The organism is Pedobacter sp. AC402 (assembly GCF_979252805.1).
This window is the reverse complement of sequence record NZ_CEEDAI010000009.1, coordinates 997,917-1,024,533: the sequence shown is the minus strand read 5'-3', so window position 1 is coordinate 1,024,533 and position 26,617 is coordinate 997,917. Positions and strand designations below refer to the sequence as shown.

Annotated in this window: 13 protein-coding genes; 10 read left to right on the top strand and 3 right to left on the bottom strand. The window is 39.9% G+C overall.

The features are described from left to right. The first annotated feature begins 107 nt into the window (after positions 1-107). The 5 genes from uvrA (at position 108) to AC0IWE_RS15205 (ending at position 8,447) form a co-directional block, all read left to right on the top strand. Positions 108-2,921: an excinuclease ABC subunit UvrA gene (gene uvrA, locus AC0IWE_RS15225; protein WP_471793733.1), complete on the top strand. Its 2,814-nt coding sequence runs from the start codon at positions 108-110 to the stop codon at positions 2,919-2,921. Between the two features lie 50 nt (positions 2,922-2,971). Next, the gene (locus AC0IWE_RS15220; protein ID WP_471793732.1) at positions 2,972-3,583 is read left to right on the top strand and encodes a LysE family transporter; all 612 of its coding nucleotides are present in this window, start codon (positions 2,972-2,974) and stop codon (positions 3,581-3,583) included. A 697-nt stretch (positions 3,584-4,280) separates the two neighbouring features. Continuing rightward, positions 4,281-5,123, top strand: coding sequence for a metallophosphoesterase family protein (locus AC0IWE_RS15215; RefSeq protein ID WP_471793731.1), 843 nt, complete (start codon positions 4,281-4,283; stop codon positions 5,121-5,123). Between the two features lie 16 nt (positions 5,124-5,139). Beyond that, the gene (locus AC0IWE_RS15210; RefSeq protein ID WP_471793730.1) at positions 5,140-5,979 is read left to right on the top strand and encodes a hypothetical protein; all 840 of its coding nucleotides are present in this window, start codon (positions 5,140-5,142) and stop codon (positions 5,977-5,979) included. A gap of 191 nt (positions 5,980-6,170) precedes the next feature. Beyond that, on the top strand, positions 6,171-8,447 hold the full coding sequence (locus tag AC0IWE_RS15205) for a bifunctional YncE family protein/alkaline phosphatase family protein (protein ID WP_471793729.1): 2,277 nt from the start codon (positions 6,171-6,173) through the stop codon (positions 8,445-8,447). 120 nt (positions 8,448-8,567) lie between these two features. On the opposite strand, the gene msrA is transcribed toward AC0IWE_RS15205, so the two are convergent. After that, a complete protein-coding gene (gene msrA, locus AC0IWE_RS15200; RefSeq protein ID WP_471793728.1) occupies positions 8,568-9,056 on the bottom strand; it encodes a peptide-methionine (S)-S-oxide reductase MsrA in 489 nt (162 codons plus the stop codon). A 1,679-nt stretch (positions 9,057-10,735) separates the two neighbouring features. On the opposite strand from msrA, the gene AC0IWE_RS15195 reads away from it, so the two are divergent. Further along, positions 10,736-14,008 carry a SusC/RagA family TonB-linked outer membrane protein gene (locus tag AC0IWE_RS15195; RefSeq protein ID WP_471793727.1) on the top strand — a complete coding sequence of 1,091 codons (3,273 nt, stop codon included), beginning with the start codon at positions 10,736-10,738 and terminating at the stop codon, positions 14,006-14,008. Positions 14,009-14,018: 10 nt separating this feature from the next. Continuing rightward, complete coding sequence (locus tag AC0IWE_RS15190) at positions 14,019-15,548, top strand: RagB/SusD family nutrient uptake outer membrane protein (RefSeq protein WP_471793726.1); 1,530 nt, start codon at positions 14,019-14,021, stop codon at positions 15,546-15,548. A gap of 887 nt (positions 15,549-16,435) precedes the next feature. Here AC0IWE_RS15190 and AC0IWE_RS15185 read toward each other — a convergent pair. Then, complete coding sequence (locus AC0IWE_RS15185; protein WP_471793725.1) at positions 16,436-17,059, bottom strand: S24 family peptidase; 624 nt, start codon at positions 17,057-17,059, stop codon at positions 16,436-16,438. Positions 17,060-17,185: 126 nt separating this feature from the next. On the opposite strand from AC0IWE_RS15185, the gene AC0IWE_RS15180 reads away from it, so the two are divergent. Then, positions 17,186-18,346: a hypothetical protein gene (locus tag AC0IWE_RS15180; protein ID WP_471793724.1), complete on the top strand. Its 1,161-nt coding sequence runs from the start codon at positions 17,186-17,188 to the stop codon at positions 18,344-18,346. After that, the gene (locus tag AC0IWE_RS15175) at positions 18,321-19,163 is read left to right on the top strand and encodes a HEPN domain-containing protein (protein WP_471793723.1); all 843 of its coding nucleotides are present in this window, start codon (positions 18,321-18,323) and stop codon (positions 19,161-19,163) included. Before AC0IWE_RS15180 ends, AC0IWE_RS15175 begins: the two co-directional genes overlap by 26 nt. Here AC0IWE_RS15175 and AC0IWE_RS15170 read toward each other — a convergent pair. Further along, positions 19,160-23,206, bottom strand: coding sequence for a hybrid sensor histidine kinase/response regulator (locus AC0IWE_RS15170; RefSeq protein ID WP_471793722.1), 4,047 nt, complete (start codon positions 23,204-23,206; stop codon positions 19,160-19,162). The genes AC0IWE_RS15175 and AC0IWE_RS15170 overlap by 4 nt on opposite strands. Positions 23,207-23,407: 201 nt before the next feature. Between AC0IWE_RS15170 and AC0IWE_RS15165 the strand changes: the two genes are divergently transcribed. Next, positions 23,408-26,614, top strand: coding sequence for a SusC/RagA family TonB-linked outer membrane protein (locus tag AC0IWE_RS15165; RefSeq protein WP_471793721.1), 3,207 nt, complete (start codon positions 23,408-23,410; stop codon positions 26,612-26,614). Positions 26,615-26,617: the final 3 nt, after the last annotated feature.

Below are 26,617 nucleotides of genomic sequence, written 5' to 3'. Positions count from 1 at the left end.
AAAATAAAATGTTAAAAAATAAATTAACCGTCTCAGTACCCTATTTTTGTATGTTCTTAAAACCCTAACCACATTCTGGGGTTATACATTTATATTCGTTACAATACATGAGCAAAAAAGAGGCCGAAAAAGATCCGCATAAAAATATCATTATAAAAGGTGCCCGCGTGCACAACCTAAAAAACATCGATGTTGCCATTCCAAAAAATAAGCTTGTGGTGGTAACGGGAATGTCGGGCTCGGGTAAATCTTCGCTTGCATTTGATACCTTATATGCTGAAGGGCAACGCCGGTATGTAGAAAGTTTATCATCATATGCCCGCCAGTTTATGGGCCGGATGAATAAACCTGATGTTGATTATATTAAAGGTATCGCGCCTGCAATTGCCATTGAGCAAAAAGTAATTACTTCCAATCCACGGTCAACAGTTGGTACTTCAACCGAAATATATGACTACCTGAAACTGCTGTTTTCGCGTATTGGTAAAACGATATCTCCGGTCTCTGGCAAAGAAGTTAAAAAAGATTCGGTTAGTACCGTGGTTGATTACGTAAATGCAATGCCTGAGGATACAACGGTAACGATTTTTTGTCCACTGTATCCGCATAATAACCGCACCATTAAAGAAGAACTTGCTATTTTATTGCAGAAAGGGTTTTTACGTGTGCTGATTAATGATAAAATAGAAAAAATTGAATCTGTTTTAGATGATGCTGATTTTAAGGATGCAGAATTAACAGATGATAAAACTGTTCAGATCCTGATTGATCGTATTGTAACCAACCAGGAGGAAGAAACACTTAGCCGTTTAGCTGATTCGGCGCAGACTGCTTTTTTTGAAGGTAAAGGCGATTGTTATGTGGAAGCCCAGGGAACCACAAAACATTTTAGCGATCGTTTTGAATTAGATGGTATTAAATTCGAAGAGCCTACGCCTAATTTTTTCTCTTTCAACAATCCTTACGGTGCCTGTAAACGCTGTGAAGGCTATGGAAATGTGATCGGCATTGATGAGGATTTGGTTATCCCAGATAAAAGCAAGAGTGTTTATGATAATGCGATTGCCCCTTGGCGTGGTGAAAAAATGAATGTTTGGTTGCAAAATTTTATCAAAGCTGCACCAAAATTCGACTTCCCGATACACCGTTCTTATAGTGCTTTAACAGAAAAGGAACAGCAGTTACTTTGGACGGGAAATAAGTATTTTGCTGGTTTAGATGCCTTTTTTAAAGAGCTGGAAGAGCAGACTTATAAAATCCAATACCGCGTAATGTTATCGCGTTACAGGGGCAAAACTACCTGCCCGGATTGTAAGGGCTCGCGTTTGCGTAAAGATGCTTCTTATGTTAAGATTGCAGAAAAATCCATTATTGATGTGGTTTTGATGCCATTGGCCAAAGCGCTGGTATTTTTTAACGAATTGAAATTAAGTGCCAACGATACCAAAATTGCAAAACGTTTGTTGGCAGAGATTGATAACCGTTTTCTATACCTTAATAATGTCGGTCTAGGTTACCTTACTTTAAACCGTTTATCGAATACTTTATCTGGTGGAGAATCGCAAAGGATTAACCTTGCCACTTCCTTAGGAAGCAGTTTGGTAGGTTCTATTTATGTGTTGGATGAGCCGAGTATTGGTTTGCATCCGCGCGATACCAATAAACTGATAGAAGTGTTGGTGTCACTCCGTAATGTGGGCAATACGGTTATTGTGGTAGAGCATGAGGAAGAGATGATGCGTGCAGCCGATTATATTATTGATATTGGTCCTGAAGCAGGTACTCATGGCGGCAATTTAGTTTTTAGTGGCAATTATGAGGAAATCTTAAAAGATAAATCCAGTTTAACCGGTCGTTATTTAGCAGGTATAGAAAAAATTGCCATTCCGGAGCAGCGCCGTAAATGGAAAGATCACATTTTAATTAAGGGTGCCAGGGAAAACAATCTTCAGAATATTGACGTAAAATTCCCACTTGGTGTTTTCACTGCTGTGAGCGGTGTTTCGGGATCTGGAAAAACCAGTTTGGTTAAAAAAATCCTGTATCCGGCTTTACAAAAAGCAATTGGAAATTATGCTGGCGAACAAACAGGAACTTATGATGGCATTTTTGGTAATTATGACCTGGTGAGTGCTGTTGAGATGGTTGATCAGAATCCAATCGGTCGTTCGAGCCGCTCCAACCCGGTTACTTATGTTAAAGCATGGGATGATATCCGTGCATTGTTTTCGGGCCTGGCATCAGCCAAAGCTGCGGGTTTAAAACCAGCTGCTTTCTCTTTTAATGTAGAAGGAGGCCGGTGTGATGTTTGCCAGGGTGAGGGTGAGGTGAAAATCGAGATGCAGTTTATGGCTGATATTTACCTCCCTTGCGAAGCTTGTAATGGTAAACGGTTTAAACAGCAGGTTTTAGATGTAACCTATAAAGAGAAAAATGTATCCGAAATTCTGGATATGACAATTGATGAGGCTGTAAGCTTTTTTAAGGATGAGCAAAAAATCCTCAATAAATTAAATCCATTGGTTGATGTTGGTTTGGGTTATGTGCATTTGGGGCAATCTTCAAATACTTTATCGGGTGGTGAGGCACAGCGGATTAAATTGGCTTCCTTCTTAATAAAAGGCAACAATGCGAATAAAACGTTGTTTATATTTGATGAGCCAACTACGGGTTTGCACTTTCATGATATTAAAAAGCTGCTAAAAGCACTTAACACATTAATTGAGCAAGGAAACACAATTTTGGTGATCGAACACAACATGGATATGATTAAATGTGCAGATTGGGTAATCGATATTGGTCCTGAAGGAGGTGATGGTGGGGGTAAGCTGGTTTTTGAAGGTCCACCAGAAGACCTTGTTAAGGTAGAAAATTCGTACACCGGAAAATATTTAGCATCGCATTTAAATTTAAATCCATAATTTCGGCAATGCTTTTTCTAACGTTTTTCATCGGCATCCTTCTCAATGCCATGGGCTATATCCCCCCAGGCAATATCAATTTAACGGTAGCACAGCTCGCTATTAATAAGGGGATGCGCCAGGTTTGGTATTTTATCCTCTCTTTCTCCTGTGTGGAAGTATTTTTCACCTTTGGGATGATGCGCTTTGCAAGATGGGCCATGAGTGATATCAATCCGAACGAAGCCGTAAGCGAGGTACGCCTAAGTACCCTGGTGGATTGTTTCATGATTGTGATGTTTTTGGTGATGGGTACGATTACCTGGAAAAACCGGAAAAAGGTACCTAAAACAAGTAATAAAAAGGAGGATAAACGCAGCGGCAGTGTTTTGTATGGATTAATTTTGGGTGTATTAAACCCTGTTCAAATTCCTTTCTGGTTATTCTTCGGAAATTACGTAATCCTGCATCAATGGATTGAAACAGATTACCTTTCACTGATTGTATTTGCTTTAGGCTCTGGTGTGGGTTCATCTGTAGCACTTTATGTGTATGCTCATTTTGCAACCTATATTCAAGAGAAATTTGCCCTGAGTAGCTTAATCATCAATAAATCGATCGCGATATTTTTGTATGCACTTGCTGCTTATTTAATTGTTAAACAGGTAATTGTTATTCTTTAAAATAATTAAGGCTGGTTTAGGTTCTTATCCATGGTCTGTGTTCTTACAGACCTTATTTTTTAAACAATTATAGTAAATAATGTTTTCGGTCTGTGGGGACACATACCGAGGAGTTTATAGGTCTTATCAATGGTTTGCGTTTTCAAAGGCCATTATTTTTTAAACAATTATAGTAAATAAGGTTTTCAGTCTGTGGGGACACAGACCGAGGAGTTTATAGGTCTTATCCATGGTCTGTTTTCTCACAAACCTTTATTTTTTAAACAATTATAGTAAATAATGTTTTCGGTCTGTGGGGACACATACCGAGGGATTAATATGTCTTATCCATGGTCTGTGTCCTCATAGGCCATTATTTTTAGAACAATTATAGTAAATAAGGTTTTCGGTCTGTGGGGACACATACCGAGGGATTAATATGTCTTATCCATGGTCTGTGTCCTCATAGGCCATTATTTTTAGAACAATTATAGTAAATAAGGTTTTCAGTCTGTGGGGACACAGACCGAGGAATCTGAATTTTTATAGGTCTTATTCAAGTCAGTGCCCTCACAGACCATTATTTTTTATTAAACCTTTTTGTTATAAAATTGATACACAATTAGCGTTTGGTTAACTTAATCATAACATTAAATTTATGTTTAGTAAGCCTGATCAAGCTAATATTGGGCTTTGATACAAAACATATTTTATCCTTATGTCTAACAGACGTTTTTTTCTAAAAAATAGTTTGGCTGCTGCTGTTGTAGCCAGTATTTCACCGGTTCTTTCTTCATTCGCAGAAGAACATACTACACCTGTAAAATCGGGTAAAGCGCCTAAATTGCGTTTCGCCATTGCATCTGATGGCCATTATGGTCAGCCAGGTACGGAATATAAACTTCATCACGAAAATATTGTGAAGTGGCTAAACGAATCTCATGATAAAAACCCTTTGAATTTTGTAATTATTAATGGAGATCTGGTGCATGACAGGCCTGATTTGTTACCGGAGGTTAAAAAAGACTATTACGATAAACTTAAAGTTCCTTTTTATGCCATTCCTGGTAACCACGACCACGCGGATACAAAAATCTGGAAATCTGTTTTCGGTTATGAGGATAATTTCTCATTTGAAAAAAATGGAGTAGGCTTTGTGCTGGCCAATACTTCTGATACTAAAGGTACTTATGTATGCCCCAACAATGATTTCTTAAAGCAAGAACTTGATAAGTTTAAAAACCTGAAAACTGTTTTTGTGGTGTTGCACATTCCGCCTCATTTATGGGTGCCCGAAAGCCCGTTTGTAGAGTGCCCTGATACAATTAAATTATTGCACAGTTACCCGAATGTGAAAGCGGTGTTTCATGGGCACGACCATAGTTTGGATGCTGTTTTTTATACGGATAAACTGCCGCATTTTTTTGATGCGCATATTGGAGGAAACTGGGGCACTGCCTATAAAGGCTACCGGATTGTGGAGGTTGATGAAAATGATAAGATTCAGACTTACCAGGTAAATGCAAGCGGATCGCCATTGTTAAATGAAACCAAATTTTAACGGATATTTAATAGAAATGAAAAAGACATTTTTGATGCTCGTTTTTGCAGGTACTGTATTAAATTGTGCAGCACAGCAAATAGGCGGTACCAGACAGGAAATTAAGGCTGGAATAGATGCAGCGCAACCTTTTCTGTTTTCCTTAAATACTTTAACTGCAGAAAATCAACGGTGGAATATCCATTATTCCGGCAGTTATGGCGAAAGGACAAATGGTCAGTTCGGATATGATGGTTTAGGGCAACAGTTTGGCGTTAAGGGCTATTTGGGCAGTCGATTTACCTTATATGCAACTGCCGCTATCGGTTTTGCAAATGCTGGTGGCATTACCTCGGCCGAACAGGCAGAAGTAATTAGAGATGTAATAGGTGGTAAAGGCATTGCAGGTTTTAGACTGGGTGCTGGTTTAGGATTAAGTAGAGATTGGTCTAATACCGGCTCAGCAATTAGCCGCATTACTGCTTCGTTCGATCGTACAAACTGGCGGATGGCTGGTAATTTTCGTTTCGAAAAAGCATTTGACAAAACCAGGGATAAACTGGATTTTATTACAAGTTTTGGTTATCAGCATCGTGTTTCGAATGTTTTATATCTTGGATTTGAAGCATTAGGTCAGGATTTGGAAGGACTTTGGGAGAAAGATGAAGCTGAAGGTGGTGCAAAAGTAATGATTGGGCCTTCAATTAACCTTGAGCCAAACCATTCAAAACTTTCGTTCTCGATTTCTGGCGGGCCAGTTTTTTATGCAACCCGTAGCCAGGTAATCCCCTCAGAAGCCATCCGTGAAATCGGTTCGGTAGCCTCTGGTAACGGCTATACCATCAGGGCACTGGTTAATTTCAATCTTCATCGCTAGTAATTTACATTCAATACGCAACATGAAAAAAACATATATATTAATCTTATTCGGGCTCCTTTTTATTCAAAAAAAAAGGATTTGCACAATGGCCTGGTAAAAACGAAAGCACCAAGCAGATTTTACTGCCTAATGGGTGGAAATTAAGTCCTGCGGGGCATTCTTTGCAATTGGGCGATTTGCCTTTAAATATGCAGTTGAGTCCTTCGGGCAAATACCTGGCAATCACCAATAACGGGCAAAGTACGCAGTCACTGCAACTTATTGATGCTAAAACGGAACAGATTATTGATGAAAAAGTGCTCAGCAAATCGTGGTACGGCATTGCTTTCAGTAAAGATGAAAAACACCTTTATGCTTCAGGCGGTAACGATAACTGGATTTTGGATTTTAATATCCAGAATAATAAACTGGGGAAAAGCGATACAATAAAGTTGGGTCCAATATGGCCAAAGGGAAAAATCAGTCCGGCCGGGATTGTAGTAAACAGAAACAATACTAAACTTTACACGGTAACAAAAGAAGACAGTAGTTTATATGTAATCAACCCTGTTGAGCGGCAGATATTGAAAAAAATTCAGCTTCCGGCAATTGCTTATAGCTGTGTATTATCTATTGACGAAAGCAAAATCTATGTTTCACTATGGGGAGGAAAATCTGTTGCGGTTGTAGATCTAACAACAGAAGGTATAACCAAACTTATTCCGGTGGGCGATCACCCGAATGAGCTCCTGCTTAATAAAAAGGGGAATACACTTTTTGTAGCCAACGCGAATGATAATACGGTTTCAGTAATTAATACTACCAATAATAAGGTAATCGAAACCATTGCCACTACACTTTATGCCACCCAGTTAACTGGATCTACTACCAACGGTTTGGCTTTAAGCAGCAATGAAAAAACCTTGTATATTGCCAACGCCGATAACAACTGTTTAGCCGTTTTCGACGTAAGCAAACCTGGCGTAAGCCAGAGCCAAGGCTTTGTTCCGGTAGGTTGGTACCCTACAAGTGTTAAGGTTTTAGGTTCGAAAATTTTGGTTACCAATGGTAAGGGCAATACCTCTATGGCCAATCCTCAAGGGCCACAACCGATATCTAAAGTAGACAATAGCGGTTACCACATGGGCAGTACGGCCAATAGCAGGCTACAATATATTGCCGGTTTGTTTAAAGGAACTTTATCTTTTATCGATGCACCAAAGCCTGAGCAGTTAAAAGTATATACAAAACAGGTATATGCCAATACTCCTTTTACTGATAAAAGGACTATTACTGCCGATGGTGAAGCCGGAAATCCTATTCCGCGCAAGCAGGGAGAAAAATCACCAATTAAGCACGTTTTTTATATCATTAAAGAAAACAGAACTTATGATCAGGTACTTGGCGATATGCCTAAAGGAAACGGCGATTCTACCTTAACATTGTTTGGTAAAAAAATTACACCTAACCAGCATGCCTTTGCCGATAATTATGTGCTGCTTGATAATTTTTATGTTGATGCAGAGGTAAGCGCAGATGGACACAACTGGAGTATGGCCGCTTATGCAACCGATGTGGTGGAAAAAACCTGGCCAACAAGTTATGGGGCACGTGGCGGGAGCACTACATTTGAAGGTGGCAGACCGGTTACTTACCCTAAAGGTGGCTTTATATGGGATTATTGCCAGCGTGCGGGTATAAGCTACCGCAGTTATGGCGAGTTTGGCGACTATGGCAAAGCAAATATTAAATCGTTACAGGGCCATATGTGTGCCGCTTCACCAGGTTTTGATATGGATATCAAAGATCAGGTAAGGGTAGATGCCTGGACGCATGATTTCGATTCATTATTGGTAGCCGGCGCAGTGCCTCAGTTTAATACGTTAAGAATATCCAATGACCATACCAGCGGACAAAAGAAAGGAAAATACTCACCACAGGCTGCGGTAGCCGATAATGATTTGGCGGTTGGCCGTATATTGGAGCATTTATCGCATAGCAAAGTCTGGAAAGAGTCGGTTGTATTTATTTTGGAAGATGATGCGCAAAACGGTCCCGACCATGTGGATGCACACCGTTCGCCGGCATATGTGGTTGGCCCATATGTAAAAAGGAATACCGCTGTACATACGATGTATTCTACTTCGGGATTTTTAAGAACCATGGAACTTATTTTGGGTTTGCCCCCAATGAGCCAGTACGATGCTGCCGCAATGCCGCTTTACGAATGTTTTACTTCCAAGCCTGATTTTACACCTTATACTGTAATACAACCGCTTATCGATTTAGATACGAGAAACGTAGCCGTTAACGAAAGTAGTAGACGCTCTGAAATGTTCAATTTTGCCAAAGAAGATTCTGCACCAGATTTAGATTTAAATGAGGTTGTATGGAAATCGGTTAAGGGCGAACAATCGGTAATGCCTGCACCGAAGCGGAGCGCTTTTGTGATATTGGAGAAAAAGAAAAAAGATGATGATGATTAGTTGTTAGTCATAACTTCCTTTAAATAAAGAGGCAATTTTCTAAAGGAAATTGCCTCTTTATTTTTTATTTCGTGGTTTGTGTTATCACAGACCATTTTGTTTATTATGATGGATTATTGTCTACAATTTCCAGTCTGGTCTTTCGAAGTGACAAGTATAACCATAAGGATTTTTCTGCAAATAATCCTGGTGTTCATCTTCTGCGTTCCAGAAATCTGTTTCAGGTACTACTTCGGTTACAATTTTGCCTGGCCATTTTCCAGAAGCGTCCAATTCTGAGATTAGTTCATTTGCGGTTTTTTCCTGTTCTTCGCTATTGAAAAAAATAGCTGAGCGGTAAGAGGCTCCCACATCGTTTCCTTGTCTGTTGCGGGTGCTTGGGTCGTGGATCTGGAAGAAGTATTCTAATAATTTACGGTAAGTTAAAACAGTTGGATCAAAGGTAACTTCAATCGCTTCGGCATGTGTGCCATGATTCCGGTAAGTGGCATTGGGAACATCACCACCAGTGTATCCAACAACAGTTGAGATAACGCCAGGGTAATGACGGATCAGTTCTTCTACTCCCCAAAAGCAGCCGCCTGCAAGAATGGCTTTTTCAGTATTCATATATCTTTCCTTTTTTTAATTACATAAAGATACGGTGAAGATGTGTAAAAGGAAAGTAAAGAAGGGGGCTGTTTAGTTGTTTCGGTAAGGGGAAATCTGGTGAAATGAATAGATTTTTAGTATTTGGAGCGCGGGGGCTGTACAATACATTAAGTTTCTTCCCGTTTTTTGCTTTTACGCTTCGCTTCCTCGTACCTCGTTGCTGTAGGGTAACGCTTCAACCGGGGCTAAATGGCCAAGGCAGTATTATATTTTTGAGGTTGCAGGGTGCACAAACCTGGTTTATAAACCCGACAGCAGCGGTTCCGATCCTTCATCGGAATACGCGAATGGCGGGACTGCATACAGCCAAGAAACACAGTCTGCTCGTTTTCGAAGAATATATAATTTATTTATTTCGGTCGGTGAGACACCAACCGATAAGATATAGATCCTGAAACAAGTTCAGGAGGACGCACAAGGGTTAAAACTTATATGATATTATTCCTTATGTGGTTAATTTCATTTACGGGGCTTCGACTTCGCTCAGACTGACAAATTGGGTTATTGTGAGGCTTATATTTTGGAGCGCGGGGGCTGTACAATACATTAAGTTTCTTCCCGTTTTTTGCTTTTACGCTTCGCTTCCTCGTACCTCGTTGCTGCAGGGTAACGCTTCAACCGGGGCTAATAGGTTAAGGGAGTTTTCCATTTTTGAGGTTGCAGGGTGCACAACCCCTGGTTTATAAACCCGATAGCAGCGGTTCCGATCCTTCATCGGAATAAGTGAATAGCGGGACAGCAAACCTCCAAGAAACACAGTCTGCTCATTTTCTAAGAATATACAATTTATTTATTTCGGTCGATGAGACACCAACCGATAGGATATAGATCCTGAAACAAGTTCAGGAGGACGCACGAGGGTAAACTTATATTCCTTATATGGTTAATCGCATTTTATGGGTCTTCGACTCCGCTCAGACTGACAAATTGGGTTATTGTGAGGCTTATATTTTGGAGCGCAGACTTTTGCGACACATTAAGTTTCTTCCCGTTTTTTGCTTTTACGCTTCACTTCCTCGTACCTCGTTGCTGCAGGGTAACGCTTCAACCGGGGCTAAATGGCCAAGGCAGTATTATATTTTGAGGTTGCAGGGTGCACAACCCCTAGTTTATAAACCCGATAGCAGCGGTTCCGATCCTTCATCGGAATAAGTGAATAGCGGGACAGCAAACCGCCAAGAAACACAGTCTCCTCATTTTCTAAGAATATAAAATTTATTTATTTCGGTCGGTGAGACACTAACCGATAGGTTATAGAACCTGAATCAAGTTTCAGGAGGGTAAACTTATATGATATTATACTCCTTATGTGGTTGATTGCATTTAGGGGGCTTCGACTACGCTCTTACTGACAAATTGGGTGATTATAAAAATTCTGTCCCGAAGATGGCTACCTGACAGCATAAACCGAATTAGCTCCTGTTAATATTAATTTAAAGTATGCTCTTTTATTAGTGCAAAGAGTTAACATAGCCGATACATAGTGTTAAAAGTACACCTCTACTTTTGCCGCTGTAGAACGCTCAAAAAATTACTCGTTAACCTTAAAAGGATCAGCCTATGTAAATGTGAAGATCTACACTCTACTTAAAACAAAATCCCAATTATAATTCAAAACCATTACTAAGAACAAAAAGATGACATCATTTTTTTTAACCGCAAGTATTAAAAGTGCTTGCAGGAAATTGCTTTTGCCTTTAGGCTTACTGGCCATCTGTAATTCCGGCGCAATAGCAATAAACCATAATGTGGCTGTTTCTGGCTTGCACAATAAGGCATTTGCCACCGTAAGCGGAACAGTTACCGATCAAAATAACCAACCCTTACCTGGTGTAAGTGTTTTTGAAAAGAAAACGAAAAAAACAACTGTTACCGATCCAAATGGTAAATACTCCATTAATGTAGAAGATGGTGCCATATTGGTATTTACTTATATTGGTTACGATAATCAGGAAGTTGTGGTTAACGGCCGCTCCAATATCAATGTTATTTTAAAAGAAAGCAGCAATACCCTTAATGAGGTTGTTGCCATTGGTTACCAGAAAATTAGAAAAGCTGATGTAACCGGAGCCATCAGCAGTGTTAAAGCCAGCGAAATGAACCTTACATCGCCTACTGTTGGCCAGGCACTGGTTGGTAAGGTTGCCGGGGTGCAGGTATCGCAAACCAGTGGTGCGCCATACTCGGGTACCAAAATAAGGGTAAGGGGTGTTGGTTCAATCAACGCCAGTTCCGAGCCTTTATATGTAATTGATGGTTATCCGGCAGGAAACAATGTATCCATCAATCCGGAGGATATTGAAACCATCGACATTTTAAAGGATGCGGCTTCTGCTGCCATTTATGGTTCAAGAGCATCGGGTGGGGTAGTGCTAATTACTACCAAAAGAGGTGCCGATGGGAAAGGAAAGTTTGAGTACGATGTTCAGGGGGGTATTTCTCAGTTGGCTAAAAAAGTAAAATTATTGGATGCCAACCAGTTTATCCAGCTGTTAATTGATGGACGTAACAATGCCTATAAAGATTTATGGGTAAATGCGGGCAAAACCTGGAACGACTCCATGTTTGGTGATAACAACGCTACGCGTATTACGAATGTAGGTAATGGAAGTAGTGTAAGCATTCCGGCTGATCTTTATAATTTTAGTACACAACAGGCCATCCCTTCTGCCTACAATACCGATTGGCAGGACGAACTTTACCGCAATGCAGTTTTTCAACGCCATAATCTTTCATTTTCTGGCGGTACCAAAGATGTAAAATACTTTTTAAGCGGTGGTTACCAGAACAATGATGGTATAGTAACGAACATCAACCAAAAGGTAACCAACTTTAGGGGTAATATCGATGGTAAAGTGAGCGAGCGTTTGCGTGTTGGTGCAAACATTGCTTACACAAAAAACGATAACAGAGAGGTACAGGAAGGACGTTATAACTTAAGTCCGATGATGTCGGCATTAATTTATTTGCCTTTTCTGCCTGCAAGAGATGCAAACGGAAATCCTGTTCAGTTTGGAATGGGGGCACTGGCTTCTCAATACGGTATTCAGAATCCAGAAAATCCTTTGGCAACTGTTGAGCAATTAAAAATCACCAGAAAGAGCAACAGGAGTAATTATAATGCCAATGCTACTTACACCATTTTAGATGGACTTAATTTTAAGGCTAACTTAGGTACACAAACCTACAACGAGAAATACGATTATTATTTGCCTACCAGCTTAAGTAGTGGCAATACGGCTCCTTACTCTCCTGAATCAATAAGGGCGGCAAATGCAATTGCGCAAACGCTTAGTCAGGTAGATCAACTGGCAGAGTTTACTTTAAATTACAACAAAACTTTTGGTAAGCACAGTATAGATGTTTTAGGTGGTTACTCTGCACAGCATACATCGAGCGATCAGATCAGGGTAGCAGCAAGCGGTTTCCAAAATGATTATATAGGTGAAATTACAGATAAAGGAGCTGATGCCGGGTTTTTTACTTTAGACCGTAACAGAACAGGCAAAACAGTTACCACTTTACTTTCTTATTTTGGCCGTTTCAGCTATAACTATGCAAGCAAATACTTTTTAACCGGTTCCTTCCGTCGTGATGGTTCCTCGAGGTTTGGTCCGTTAAATAAATACGGTGTGTTCCCATCAATTGCTGCGGGTTGGAATTTATCTGACGAAAGTTTTTACAATAACTTTTTGGGCGAACAATCAAGAGTTAAACTAAGGGCAAGCTGGGGCTTAAGCGGCAATAACAGCATACAGGATTACCGCACACAGCAAGAGCTAACCGCACCTGGTGGTGCAGTTTTCGGGAGTGCAATTTCTACCGCCATTTGGCCAGCCAGTATTCAGGATAAGGGATTAGGATGGGAATCTACCTCTCAGTTTAACTTCGGTACCGATATCAGTCTGTTCAAAAACCGGGTTTCAATCATGGCGAATTATTACCTGAGTTATTCTTTCAACCTATTGTTTAACCAGCCGCTTTCGGCCATTGCCGGCACTTCATCGGTATTAACCAACCTGAGTAACAGCAGGGTGCGTAACAAGGGTTTCGATTTGCAGGTTGATGGCAAAATTATCCAGAACGAGAACTTTACCTTTGGCTTAAGTGGAAACATTGCTGCAAACCGGAACAAGGTTTTAAATATGGGTGGTAACAGTACCATATTTACAGCAGGTGCAGAGCGTTCGTACATTACGCACGTTACACAAGAGGGGCAGCCAATTGGTATGTTTTATGGTTTTAAGGTGCTGGGTAGGATTACTGCCGATAATTTGGGTAAGGTTGCGCCATCTGCTTCTTCTACAAACCCGGCCAAAATCGGCGATTTGTACTTTCAGGATACCGATGGTAATGGTATTGTAAATGATGCTGATAAAACAGTAATCGGTACACCATATGCAAAGTTCACCTATGGTTTTGCCTTAAATACCTCTTACAAAACGTTCGATTTGAGGGCATCTTTCAACGGATCGTATGGGAACCAGGTTTTAGATGGACAGGATTATTACCTGTACAACTTTGAAGGCTCAGGAAACCAATATGTAGAGGTTGCCGATCGTTACAGAAATGAAGCTAATCCCGGCAGTGGTTTAAACTATCGTGCATCGCGTGCAGGTACGCAAAGTAACAGCACCCGTTTATCATCTTTCTATATTCAGGATGGATCTTACTTTAGGTGTACCAATATAACTTTAGGTTATAGTTTCCCAAAACAATTGGCCAATACGCTTAAGGTGAGCAATATCCGCGTTTATGCCAGTGTAGATAACGCCTTTACCATTACCGATTATAAAGGTTATAATCCTGAGGTGGATTATAGCGCAGGCAACAACCTTGCCCCTGGTGTAGATTATGGAAACTACCCATTGGCAAGAACTTATAACCTTGGTATTAAACTTACTTTTTAGCATTAAAGAAATGAAAAAACATATTTATAAAGTATTGGCCCTAAGCACTGTTTTAAGTTTGGGTGCCTGTAAAAAAGATTTTTTAAACCAAAGAAACCCCAATGCCATTGCTGTAGAAAATTATTATAAAACAGAAAATGATGTATTGCTGGCGGTTAATGGTGTTTATCAATCTTTAAGAAGCAGCAACACCCTGGGCGAAAACAGCGGTTTGTTTACTGATGAGCGTTCGGATGATGCGGGTAGGAACGATAACCAGAGTAATGCAGGTGAACCTTTCCAGTTTAATGATTTTTCACTTTTACCTAGTAATTCCTATTTAAAGACCCATTGGTTAGCACTTTATGAAGCCATTGGAAGAACCAATGTTTTGCTTACCTCTATTGATAAAGTAGCTTTTGCTAATGCGGCTACCAAAGAAAATTATAAAGCTGAGACCAAGTTTATCAGGGCGATTATGTATTTCGAACTGGTAAGGAAATGGGGACCGGTGCCTGTGGTAACCAAACAGCTTAGCACGCCCGAAGAGGTTAAGGAAAATACTTTCCGCGTACCGGAAGCGGATGTATACAACCAAATTGTAACTGATTTAAAAGATGCCCTAAACAGTACGTTGCCGAATTTCCAAACAGGAGCAAACGTAGGCAGAACTTCAAAAGCGGCAATAAACGCCTATTTAGGAAAGGTTTATTTAACCATGGCTACTACGCTTACGGCAAATAAAACAGAAAACCTGAGCAATGCCAATACTTACTTAACGGCAGCTTACAACATGAAAGCTTTCGGAAACCTATCAGAAATTCCGTATACTGATGTATTTGATGTTGCAAAGAAAACAACCTGTAAGGAACTGATTTTTCAGATTTCCAATAAACAGGGCGATATTAACTTTAGCTCAAGCATTGCTGCAAACAACCAGGCCAAAGGCGAAACAATCAATTCGCTTAAGCCATCTACAGGGATTGGTGGCAATGTAAAACTTGATCTGATTAATGAATACGAAACAAGCGATTTAAGGAAAGACTTCTCTGTTAAATTTGCCAATGATCAGATTGTAAAAGACTGGTTTATCACCAAATTCCGTGATGCGAGTCAGCTTGCAACCAATGCGGGTTATGGCGGTAACGACTGGATTTTAATGCGTTATGCTGATGTGATTTTAATGCTTGCGGAAGTAAATATGTTGCAGGGCAATGATGCAGCGGCTATTCAGTATTTGGATATGGTAAGGGCAAGGGCAGGAATGCCATTATATGCGGTAGCCAAAACAGATGCCAATTATGCTGCTAAATACCCAACGTTGAAACTTGCCATTTTACACGAGCGCAGGGTAGAGTTTGCTTTTGAACACCAGAGATGGTTTGATTTAATCAGGAATTTTACTGCTGCGGAATTGGTTACTTACTTAAAAGCGAAACCACAATCAGCGTACGGTATTGCCAAACTGGCCAATGTAACTGCAAAAGACAGGTATTTTCCTATTCCATTTGATGAGGTGAAATTAGATCCTGTTAAAATGTACCAGAATCCAGGGTATTAACAAAATTAAAATATGAAAAAAAAGCGGGCCGATCAATGATTGGCCCGCTTTTTTAGTTTGGATATTTGTGTTTCTGTTTTCAGGTTAGGTATTATGTTCAATAATTAAGGGGCATTAAAATGGGTTTTGCATGGTCTTCGACTCCGCTTCAGGCCGACAAGCGACGAATTAAATGATATAAAACCATGGAATTGCAATATGATTGGTGAGACACCGACCAATAGAGCAAAGTTTAAAGATTTCTCCATTGCGCTACCGATGAAAAATCGGTGATCTTCAGTCGAAATGACGATGTATGGAGAGGTCTTCGACTCCGCTATCATAGACAGAAGTCTTTAGCACGGTCGTCATTCCCGCGCAGGCGGGAATCTTAAAACGCTTGCATTACGATTCCCAATCGAGTTGGGAATGACGATATCGCGCAACCTAACATTTTGCCAAAAATGTCTTTCTATATTTTTAACCTATCGGTAGGTGCCTCACCGAGCGATACATTGTTCAGCTTCCGAATCATCATTGCTTCGTACCTCAGCAATTACGGTGTAGGGAGAGATATTCGACTCCGCTACCATAGACAGAAGTCTTTAGCACGGTCGTCATTCGCGCGCAGGCGGGAATCTTAAAACGCTGGCATTACGATTCGCAATCGAGTTGGGAATGACGATATCGCGCAACCTAACATTTTGCCAAAAAAAAGTTCTGTCTATATTTTTAACCTATCGGTAGGTGCCTCACCGACCGATACAGGGTTCAGCCTCCGCATCGTCATTGCTTCGTACTTCAGCAATGACGATTTAATTATTTAGATCTTACTCAAATCTGCCAATCTTCGAGAGCCATTTTTTGATTTAGTTTTTATCTAAAACCGTCTAATAAAATCTGCTTCGTTAAATAATATTCCGCGTAATTTTCCCTTTAATGATGTAAAGCGATTCTATGCTTTTTTTATCAATTACAGTGTCGCCTTTAAAGTTAGGATTGTAAGAGCGTAAAATTAATTTAGCAGGGTTGCGGTGCTCAAAAATAAGTTTAATCGTGCGTAGGCTATTGGTATCTTCATCCGTCATAACAACATAGGCCTCACCCCACTGTAAAACTTCGTAATTGGTAATTTCTTTTACTGCAATAATTTCACCGGCAGCATATTTAGGGTACATGCTATCGCCATAAACAGGTAAATAGGCCGTACAATCGTTAAAAGGGAGGTAATTAACCAGGTATTCTGCACGGTGATCTTCCAAAATTAAATCTTTAGCATCAGATAGGCTCATGTCAAAATACGGAACGCCCTCTCTGCTTTCGCCAATTGCCGGTCTTTTTTTAAAAAACGGTTCGCCAATTCCATCTTCTAACCATGATAAATTAACGTAGAATTTCATCTCCAGTTTATCTTTAATGGCGTTAGAAACTCTTAGTCCATCTTTTTCTCTCAGAATGTCAGATAAAGAGCCAGCTTTGATGTTTAATGCATCAGCGAAAGCTTTTTGAGTCTTAAACTCTAATAAATCCATTAATTTTTTTAATCTCTGGTTTTCAGTCATTTATATTTTAATAGAAGAAATTCTTTTATTTTGTTAGAAATTCTGTTTTAATTTTGCTAAATTCGTTAGCTAATATAGTCATTTAAACTAAAGCTTATGGAAGGTGTTTCTCAATTTAAGAAAGAGACGGTGTTTTTTATCAACGCCATCGAAAACTTTTTTTCTACTCATGGTATCAGTTATCATTTGCAGTTTTTAAAAAATTGGATAAATCCTCCACAGCCCGAATTTCCTTACCAACCCCAAAATTACCCGGCAAATTTACTCGGTTTCTATGAGCAGTTGGTGCTACTGTTTGAGTATTCGGATTTAATTTTTAAAGGTAATGAAACCGACACCGGATTTATGCAAGCTATTGTGGCTGATGAATACAGTTTGGAGCGCGAAACGGTGCTGCTTGATCATTATCCTAAGTTATTAAGCAACAGCGAAATGAAAAATCCACAACTTACCTTTCTTGATATTTTTATCTTTTTCAAATCAAACAGCTATAAAATAGTTTACAAAGAGTGGTTAATGGCCAAACTTGAAAATAAGCTCGATTTGGATTGGGACCAATACGTGGCGCAGTTTTACCACAATACCAAAAAAATGTTAGAGGCCTGTTGGCTTATCCACGAAAGGGTTGTTTCTAAAAACAGTTTTAAAAGTATCGAAAGGCATCAGCATCTGGCTTTATTTGAGGGTACCTCGCCCTTGGCTTTTAATAATGAACTCTTTGATAATCCTTTTACGGCAATTGAGTTTTTTTTTAAACTGGATAACCTTGCCGGGCATAAGGCTTATTTAAAAAACTGGTATAAAACTGCTTTAGCAGAAGAGCAGCGTGTGGCTGATGTGGCCGATTATTTTTTCCTTTACAACCAGTTTATAAAACTGCTTAATGCAGGCTATTTAATAGCGGCTAAAAAATTAAATTATAAAAGTTTTACAGCTGCTGAAGGGTTTTTAAACAACGATGCCTATAACAAAGGTTTATGTGAGGTAAGTACTTTAGCTGCGGTGCATATAGAAAATCCTTATCTTTTTATAGAAGCCTTTTTTATCCCCGAAAAAATAAAAAAGTTGCGTTTGGGGCTTTCAGAGTGGCTTTATGCTGCTTTTAGCACTAAAAATAGCATTAAACTGTTAGAGACAGAATTTTTATTTGAGCAGTACGAGGCCATGATGATGGTGATGGAAGCTTTTTTTGTGATGATTGGTAACCCTTTACTAGGCGATGTTGAAAGTGATGAAAGGTGGCATTATGCGCTATAAAGCTTTAAACCTTGGCCATACTGTGCTAAATGACGATAATGTAATTCATTTATTGAAGGGTATTATAGCTGCGGCACCGGTAGAATATATTTATTTACATGCCGATATTTTTGCAGGCAATGCCGTGCACGAAATGTTGATTATGGTTCCGTTTAAGCAGGTACGTATTTTGAACGAACTTACCCCCATATTAAATATCGTTTTTAATGCACAAACGGAGTTTAGTTACAGGCTTTTTCATGTACACGAGGTAAAGCAGGTTTTAATGGATGGAAGTCTGTTTTTTTACTATGCCGCTGCCCCGCAAAATTGTTTGTTCAGTAAATCGGGTAGTTTTTTAAGCATTGGCACAGCCCAACCCGTTGCAGCGCTGGTTAAAAATATTTACCGTAAAGAAGTTAATAAAGCGCTTAATTTTTTATCAGGTGCCAAATTCTATTTTAAGCAGCAAAATTTCGAATACTGCACTTTTATGCTTCATCAGGTTTTCGATTTAATGTACCGGGCCATAGCGGTTTTGATAATGGGGAAGGATAAAAAAACGCATCGCATTTATATGCATCAACAGTATGTTGGGCCGTATATACCTGCGCTTACTCAACTGTTTAATGAGAATGATGACGCACTTAATTTACTGCATTTGCTTGATGAAGCCTACCTGGCTGTGCGCTATGAAAACAATTATAAAATTGTTAAAGAGGATGTGATATGCCTTTTCGAAAAGGTAGATTTATTAAACCATATTGCCGAAAATGTATACCAGGGTATTATGAACAAGCATTTCGATAGGCAGGTTACCAAAATGCTTGTTGATTAATTGTTGCTGATAAATTCGCTTGGTGTTTTGCCGAAATGTTTTTTAAACTCTGAGCTAAAGTATTTCCTATCGCTAAAGCCTACGGCATAGGCAACTTCGGCGATGTTACCTGAGCCTTGTTTTAACAATTGTGCGGCCCTTTTAATGCGGAGTGATTTGATGAAATCGTTTACAGAGAGATCAGTTAGAGCCCTTATTTTTTTGTAAAGTACAGGTTGGCTCATGCCAATTTCGGAAGCAAGCGTGGGTACATCAAAATCAGGATCGGCAATGCGATCTTCTATCACCTGGATAATTTTATTTAAAAAGTTTTGCTCGGTGGTATTAATAACCATATTTTTCGGCTCGAGCGTAATTACCTGTGCAAACTTCTGTTTTATTATTTCCCGTGCATTCAAAAGGTTCTGAATGTTAAGTTCCAGGATTTTTAGGTTAAATGGTTTCATGATATAGGCATCGGCACCGTTTTCGAACCCGTTTACCTGGTGCACATAGGCCGACCTCGCTGTTAATAATACCACAGGGATATGGCTCGTTCTTTCGTCGGTTTTAAGTTTCCGGCACAGTTCCAAACCATCCATTACAGGCATCATTACATCGCTGATGATTAGATCGGGAATCAGATCGAACGCAGATGCAAGCCCGGTTGCTCCATTTTCCTCTTCAAATATGTTGTAGTTTTCATTTAACGATTGTTTGATAAATGTTCTTACATCTTCATTATCCTCTACCAGTAAAATGCTGTGTTTTTTCTTAATTTCAACGGCATCAACAGCAGTGTTTGCCTGTATGTTTTGTTTTGTTGCTACTGTGGGTGTGCCAAGGTTATAGTTTGTGGCATCGTCGTAATAAACATAATCGGCTATAAATTCAGACGGATCAAAATGTGCTTTTCCTGTTTTTAAGCTTACAGTAAAGCAGGTATGGCCAAATGGTTTTTCGTTCCCCGGGTAACTTTCTACAGTAATTTCACCGTGATGCAAGGCTACAATACTTTTAGAAAACGATAAGCCCAAGCCGGTACCAATGGTTGTAGTGGCGTTGGCCTGGTAAAAATTAGTGAATAAATTTGCCTGGTTTTCTAGCGGAATGCCTTTGCCGTTATCGCAGATCTGAATGTGTACGGAATCGTGTTCCTCAGTAAGTTTTAAACTTATTTTACCGTTTGCAGTTGTAAACTTAAAGGCGTTTGAAAGTAAGTTGAACAATACTTTTTCCATTTGAACTTTATCGAAATAGAGTTCAATTGTAGGCTTTGCGGTTTCGAACTGGTAATCTATATTTTTAGCAATCGCCATATTCTGGAACGCCAGAAAGATTTCTCTACAGAATTTCACTACGTCACCCGGACTAACGTGCAATGCCATTTTTCCGCTCTCGGCCTTTCTAAAGTCGAGCAGTTCGGTAACGAGGTTCATTAAGCGGTCGGCATTATTTTTAATCGGCTGTAAATCTCTGTTCAGGGCAGGATCATCTTTAGCATTTTCGATCAATTTATCAAGCGGACCAACAATAAGCGTTAATGGCGTGCGGATTTCGTGTGAGATATTGGTGAAAAACTCGAGTTTGTGCTCATTTATTTCTTTTTCTTTTTTAAGTACCGCTTTAATTAATAAATAGCGTACAAATATGAAAAATATGGCAGCAAAAATGCAGAAATAAACCAGGTATGCCCACCAGGTAAGGTAAAACGGTGGATTTACGGTAATGCTGATCCGGCGTATATTGGCCCCCGGAATGCCATCATTGTTAACGCCCCTAACCATAAAAGTGTAATTGCCCGGTGGCAGATTGGTATAAGCTGCAGTTGGTACATTTACATCGTTCCAGCTTTTTTCAAAGCCTTCCAGCTTATATGAAAAGCGGTTTTTTTCAGGTTTTATAAAGTTTAATAAGGCAAAACTTAAACTAAAAGTATTTTGATGGCTGGAAAAAACGAGTTGATCTTTTGAGTCTATATTTTCATCAAGCAGGCCATCTTCGGCATTGATTTTTATGGGTTTGTTATCAACTTTTAAACCGGTTATGACCATTGTTGCGGCCTTGTTGTTAGTTTGTATGCGGTTGGGGAAAAAGCTGATGAAGCCATTATAACCGCCAAAAAACATTTCGCCGTTACTGCTTTTAAAAAAAGCATTGGTATTAAATTCATTTCCCGGCAGTCCATCGGCAACGGTATAGTTTTTAAAGGTTTTATGTTCGCGGTTAAACATACATAAACCGTTGGCGGTACTTACCCATAGGTTGCCATTGTCATCTTCTAAAAGGCCTAATACATTATCGTTTGGCAAACCATTTTTAACAGTGTAGTAAATTACTTTGTTCGTTTTTTGGTTGTACTGCACCAGCCCCCTGTTGTTGGTGCAGATGTAAACTTCTTTATTTTTTGTTTCTGCAATACCGTTTACATAATAATCCAAAGGTTTTTTTGTTTTTGCATCGCACAGGGTGTAAAATTCTTTTTTCTCAATGTTGTAAATGCTAAAACCGCTTGTGGTGCCAAAGTAAACGCGATCGGTTACGGTAAGAGCCTTAACTATTGCTGCGTTTGAAAAAACGGCGGGCAGCCCAAAGTTGTAAAAAACGGTTTTTTCGGGATTCGAAATTTTAATGCCGTTGCGCTGGGTGGCTACATAAAGGTGGGCATTTTTATCTTCGGCCACGGCGGTAATCTCATCGGGCACATCTTCCTGTTTCGCACTAAAATCGAAACGTTTAAAACTGTTGTTGCTGCTGTTGTAAACATTAAGTCCGCCAGAGTGTGTGCCTATCCAGAGTTTACCGGTTTTATCGAGTATTATTTTTTTAATCAGATTGGATTTGATCGAATTGCTGCGGCCATCGTTTTTAAAAGCAGTAAATTTTTTTGTCAGCTTGTTAAAATAATTTAATCCGCCGCCCTCGGTTCCAATCCACAAATTTTGATGTTCATCTTCTGCAAAAGCACTTACCACGTTGTTGTTAACGCTTGAGGTATTTTTATTGGTGCTGTAAATGGTGAATGCGGTGGTATAGGGATAGTTGATGTTAACACCGCCAAAATAAGTGCCCACCCAGATAGAGCCATTCTGATCTTTGTATAACCGGTGTACGGAATTTTGCGAAAGGCTTTTTTTGTTATCGGGATCGTACTGAAGGTTGTTACAGGTAAAGTTCTGGGTGTCCATTACGCTGATCCCATCCAATGTACCTATCCACAATTTACCGGCATCATCTAAAGCCATGGTGCGGATGGTGTTGTTTACGAGCGAATGCGGCTGATTATCGGAATGTTTAAAATTTTGAAAGGTATTGGTAGTGGGGATGTACAAGTTCAAACCATTATCCTGGGTACTAAACCACAGTTTGTGCTGACTATCTTCTATAATACCGGTGATGTAATTTTCGCTGATATCGCCAGCTTTGCCCTCATTTTTAAAAACAGCGGTTTGATAAGTGCCGTTTTTAGCGGTCATTTTTAATAAGCCGTTAGAGGTACCAATCCAGATATTTCCTTCACTATCCTGCTTTATGGTTCTGATGTTATGGTATATTTTATCCTTAAAAAAAACCTTAATCTTTTTAAGGTTTCCGTTTACAAGTAAATTCAATCCGTTGAGTGTGCCAAGCCAAACATTTCCATTTTTATCTTCGGTAATGCAGTTAACCATATTGTTGCTAATGCCATTTGGACCTGCAGCAATGCGTTCGAAATTATCCGTTTTTTCATTGTACTTATTTAAGCCGGCATCAGTACCTACCCATAAGTTATGATGCGAATCAGAAAGTAGGCTTACAACATAGTTATGCGATATGGAAAGGGGATCGGCCTCCGAAAATTGATACACTTTTATGTTGTAACCATCGTAACGGTTTAAGCCATTCCGTGTACCGAACCACATAAATCCTTTTTTATCCTGGCAAATGGCCAGTACTGAAGTTTGCGACAGGCCTTTTTCTATACCAAGGTGATCAAACAGGATGGGTTGCTGGCATTTTCCGGGTGTCACAAATCCTAAAAACAGGGCTGCACAGCACAAATATTTTAGGAAGGCTTTGGGCATGGGATAATTGGTTATAGTTGTTATTGGCAATCTAAATTATGGTTTAAAAGCATTTTTGCCAAATATTTAGAATTTTACCCCTAAATGTTTAGAAAATTATACCCCCAAAAAATGGGCTATGCTATAAGTTTGTTCTGCGGTGAATGCTTTTTTTAAGCTAAACCTAACAAACAAACCTAATAACCAATTTAACCAACAATTATGAGTAAACTCTACATCCCGGGAGGAGCAGGCACGCCGGTGTATGCACATCTTTTCCCTAAGCTTTTATTATTATCCACTTTCTTGCTGCTTGGCCATGTTACTGTTTTTGCCCAAAGCAAAACCGTTATTGGTGTAGTTACCGATGAAAGTAAACAAACAGTGCCCGGTGTATCGGTAAGTGTTAAAGGAAGTAAAACCACCACACAAACAGATGCTGATGGCCGGTTTAAAATTCAGGCATTGGCAACAGATCAGTTGGTGTTTAACTATGTGGGTTATGCTGCCCAATCGGTAACGGTAGGCACGCGCAGCACGGTTAATGTGGTGTTAAAATCTTCTGTTACGGGTTTAAGCGATGTTGTGGTTGTGGGCTATGGAACAACCAAAAGGGCCGACTTAACAGGTGCTGTAGGCTCAGTAAACATGAAAGATCTGGAACAGGCTCCTGTTAAATCATTCGACCAGGCGTTGGCCGGCCGTGTGGCAGGGGTACAGGTATCAACCAGTGATGGCCAACCAGGTGCAACGGCAAACATTGTTATCCGCGGTGCCGGATCTATCTCGCAAGATAATTCGCCGTTGTACGTTATCGATGGTTTCCCTTCAGAAGATGCCAATGCAAACTCCATCAACCCTTCTGATATTGAAAGTATCGATGTGTTAAAAGATGCTTCGGCAACCGCCATTTACGGTGCGCGTGGCTCTAACGGGGTTGTGCTCATTACCACCAAAAGGGGCAAGGCAGGCAAACCACAACTTAGTTATAATGCCTATTACGGCACGCAGAAATCGCCAGAAAAAATTCCGGTGATGAATGCCTTTGAGTTTGTGAAATACGTGAAAGAACTGAATTCTGTTTTTGCGGATTCTGTGTATTTAAAAAACGGTGTTACCATAAATGATTACCAGAATGTTTCGAGCCTTGATATGCAGGATTATATTTTTCAGAACGGGCAGAACCAAAACCATGATATTGCCTTAAGAGGTGGAAATGATAAAACGACCTACTCTATTTCTGGTAATTATAACAACCAGAAGGGGATTGTAAAATATAGTGGATTTAAACGTTACCAAGGCCGTTTTGTGCTCGATCAAACAGTTACCGATAAATTAAAAGCAGGTGTAAACGTAAATTATGCCTATAGCGAAACTTTCGGTACACCGATTTCTGCAACCAATTTTTATGCATCTTCGGTACTGTTGTATTCAGTTTGGGGCTACAGGCCTGCTGCTGCAATTTCGGGCAGAGATCAGAATACAGATTTGCTTGATTCGTTTTACGACCCAACAAATGAGCTGGCAAATAACCAAGACTACCGTGTAAATCCTTTAATCAGTTTAGAAAATCAGAAAACCATGTATAAAACCACCACCATGGTTGCCAATGGTTATGCTGAGTATGCTTTTACACCAAAATTAAAATTAAGGGTAGCCGCAGGGATAACAAACGCTAATACCGAAACCAATATTTTTAATAATGCTTTAACACAATCGGGCAGTAAATGGAATTCATCAGGACCAAACGGCACCTATGCCACCAGTCCCGCTTTTAACTGGTTAAATGATAACACATTAACTTATAAAAACACTTTTAATAAAGACCACAACTTAACAGTTTTAGCGGGTTACTCTGCACAGCGGAGCAAAAGTTCTTATCGCTCTATTTATGCCTCGCAAATTACCAATGAAAGTTTGGGTATTGATGCGCTTGATTTAGTGCCGGCAGCCAATACAGTGGTAAATTCGCGCAGCTCGGTTTGGACCCTGCAATCCTTTTTAGGTAGGCTCAATTATGATTTTAAAGGCAAGTATTTGTTAACGGCCAGTTTCAGGGCAGATGGATCGTCGAAGTTTGCCCCGGGCAAGCGTTGGGGCTATTTTCCTTCGGCATCGGCCGGATGGCGTTTCAGTCAGGAATCTTTTCTAAAAGAAGCCACCTGGTTATCTGATGGTAAACTGAGGATTGGTTACGGCGAATCTGGCAATAACCGCGTTGGCGATTTTGCTTACCTGCCTCAACTAAACCTGGGCAATACACAATACTGGTACTCATTTAATGGTAAACCTGTAGCCATTGGCTCGGTAATTACAGCATCTGGCAATTACGATTTGCAATGGGAAACAAATACACAAACCAATATCGGTTTGGACCTGAGCTTTTTTAAAAACCGCCTTGGCTTAACCGCCGATGTTTACAAAAGGGTAACCAACGATTTGTTGCTGAATGCGCAGCTGCCTTATGCAAGTGGGGTACAAAGCGGAACGGGATTTAAAAACATTGGTAGTTTAGAAAACCGCGGTTTGGAAATTACCCTGAACAGTACAAATATTCAGACCAAGAATTTCCGCTGGACGAGTAATTTCAACATCAGCTTCAACAAGAACAAAATTCTTGAATTAACCGAGGGGCAAAACTCATTACTTGCAGGTTCTGGTACATTTTTTAATACCACCTACACCAGTTTATCTCCATATATATCCGTTAAGGGCCGTTCAGTTGGCGAAATGTACGGGCTGATTTTTGATGGCGTTTACCAGTACGCTGATTTTGATAAAATGCCTAATGGTACATTCCTGTTAAAACCAAATGTTACCACAAATGGCTCAACCAGAACATCAATACAACCTGGCGATATTAAATACAAAGATTTAAATGGTGATTTGGTGGTAAACAATAACGATTACACCATTATAGGTAGGGGTTTACCGATCCATACGGGCGGGTTCAGCAATAATTTTAGTTATAAAAACTGGGATCTGGGTGTTTTCCTGCAATGGTCTTACGGCAATAACATCATCAATGCCAACCGTTACGTTTTTGAAGGCGGTATTGTAACCAATCCAAACCTTAACCAGTACGCTTCATTCCAAAACCGCTGGACGCCGGGCAACCAGAACAACGACCTGTTTAGGGCGGGTGGAATGGCTGCCGCAAATTACTCATCTAGAGTGGTAGAGGATGGGTCGTACCTGCGATTAAAAACCGTTCAGCTGGGCTATAATTTCCCTAATAAAATGCTTAAAAGTATTGGTTTATCGAAACTGCGTTTAAATGCATCGGCCCAAAACCTGTTAACCCTTACCGGTTATACCGGGCTTGATCCGGAAGCTTCATCGCGACCGAGCAACCTTACCCCGGGTTTTGATTATGGCACTTACCCACAGTCGTTCACAGTCACCTTTGGTTTAAACGCAACATTTTAATCA

What these genes read in the sequence shown, in the direction of transcription:
- AC0IWE_RS15190 (WP_471793726.1), top strand. Translation starts at nt 14,019, where the DNA reads ATGAAAAAACATATTTATAAAGTATTGGCCCTAAGCACTGTTTTAAGT.
- AC0IWE_RS15210 (WP_471793730.1), top strand. Translation starts at nt 5,140, where the DNA reads ATGAAAAAGACATTTTTGATGCTCGTTTTTGCAGGTACTGTATTAAAT.
- AC0IWE_RS15165 (WP_471793721.1), top strand. Translation starts at nt 23,408, where the DNA reads ATGAGTAAACTCTACATCCCGGGAGGAGCAGGCACGCCGGTGTATGCA.
- AC0IWE_RS15185 (WP_471793725.1), bottom strand. Translation starts at nt 17,059, where the DNA reads ATGGATTTATTAGAGTTTAAGACTCAAAAAGCTTTCGCTGATGCATTA.
- AC0IWE_RS15220 (WP_471793732.1), top strand. Translation starts at nt 2,972, where the DNA reads ATGGGCTATATCCCCCCAGGCAATATCAATTTAACGGTAGCACAGCTC.
- msrA (WP_471793728.1), bottom strand. Translation starts at nt 9,056, where the DNA reads ATGAATACTGAAAAAGCCATTCTTGCAGGCGGCTGCTTTTGGGGAGTA.
- AC0IWE_RS15170 (WP_471793722.1), bottom strand. Translation starts at nt 23,206, where the DNA reads ATGCCCAAAGCCTTCCTAAAATATTTGTGCTGTGCAGCCCTGTTTTTA.
- AC0IWE_RS15180 (WP_471793724.1), top strand. Translation starts at nt 17,186, where the DNA reads ATGGAAGGTGTTTCTCAATTTAAGAAAGAGACGGTGTTTTTTATCAAC.
- AC0IWE_RS15195 (WP_471793727.1), top strand. Translation starts at nt 10,736, where the DNA reads ATGACATCATTTTTTTTAACCGCAAGTATTAAAAGTGCTTGCAGGAAA.
- AC0IWE_RS15205 (WP_471793729.1), top strand. Translation starts at nt 6,171, where the DNA reads ATGCAGTTGAGTCCTTCGGGCAAATACCTGGCAATCACCAATAACGGG.
- AC0IWE_RS15215 (WP_471793731.1), top strand. Translation starts at nt 4,281, where the DNA reads ATGTCTAACAGACGTTTTTTTCTAAAAAATAGTTTGGCTGCTGCTGTT.
- uvrA (WP_471793733.1), top strand. Translation starts at nt 108, where the DNA reads ATGAGCAAAAAAGAGGCCGAAAAAGATCCGCATAAAAATATCATTATA.
- AC0IWE_RS15175 (WP_471793723.1), top strand. Translation starts at nt 18,321, where the DNA reads ATGAAAGGTGGCATTATGCGCTATAAAGCTTTAAACCTTGGCCATACT.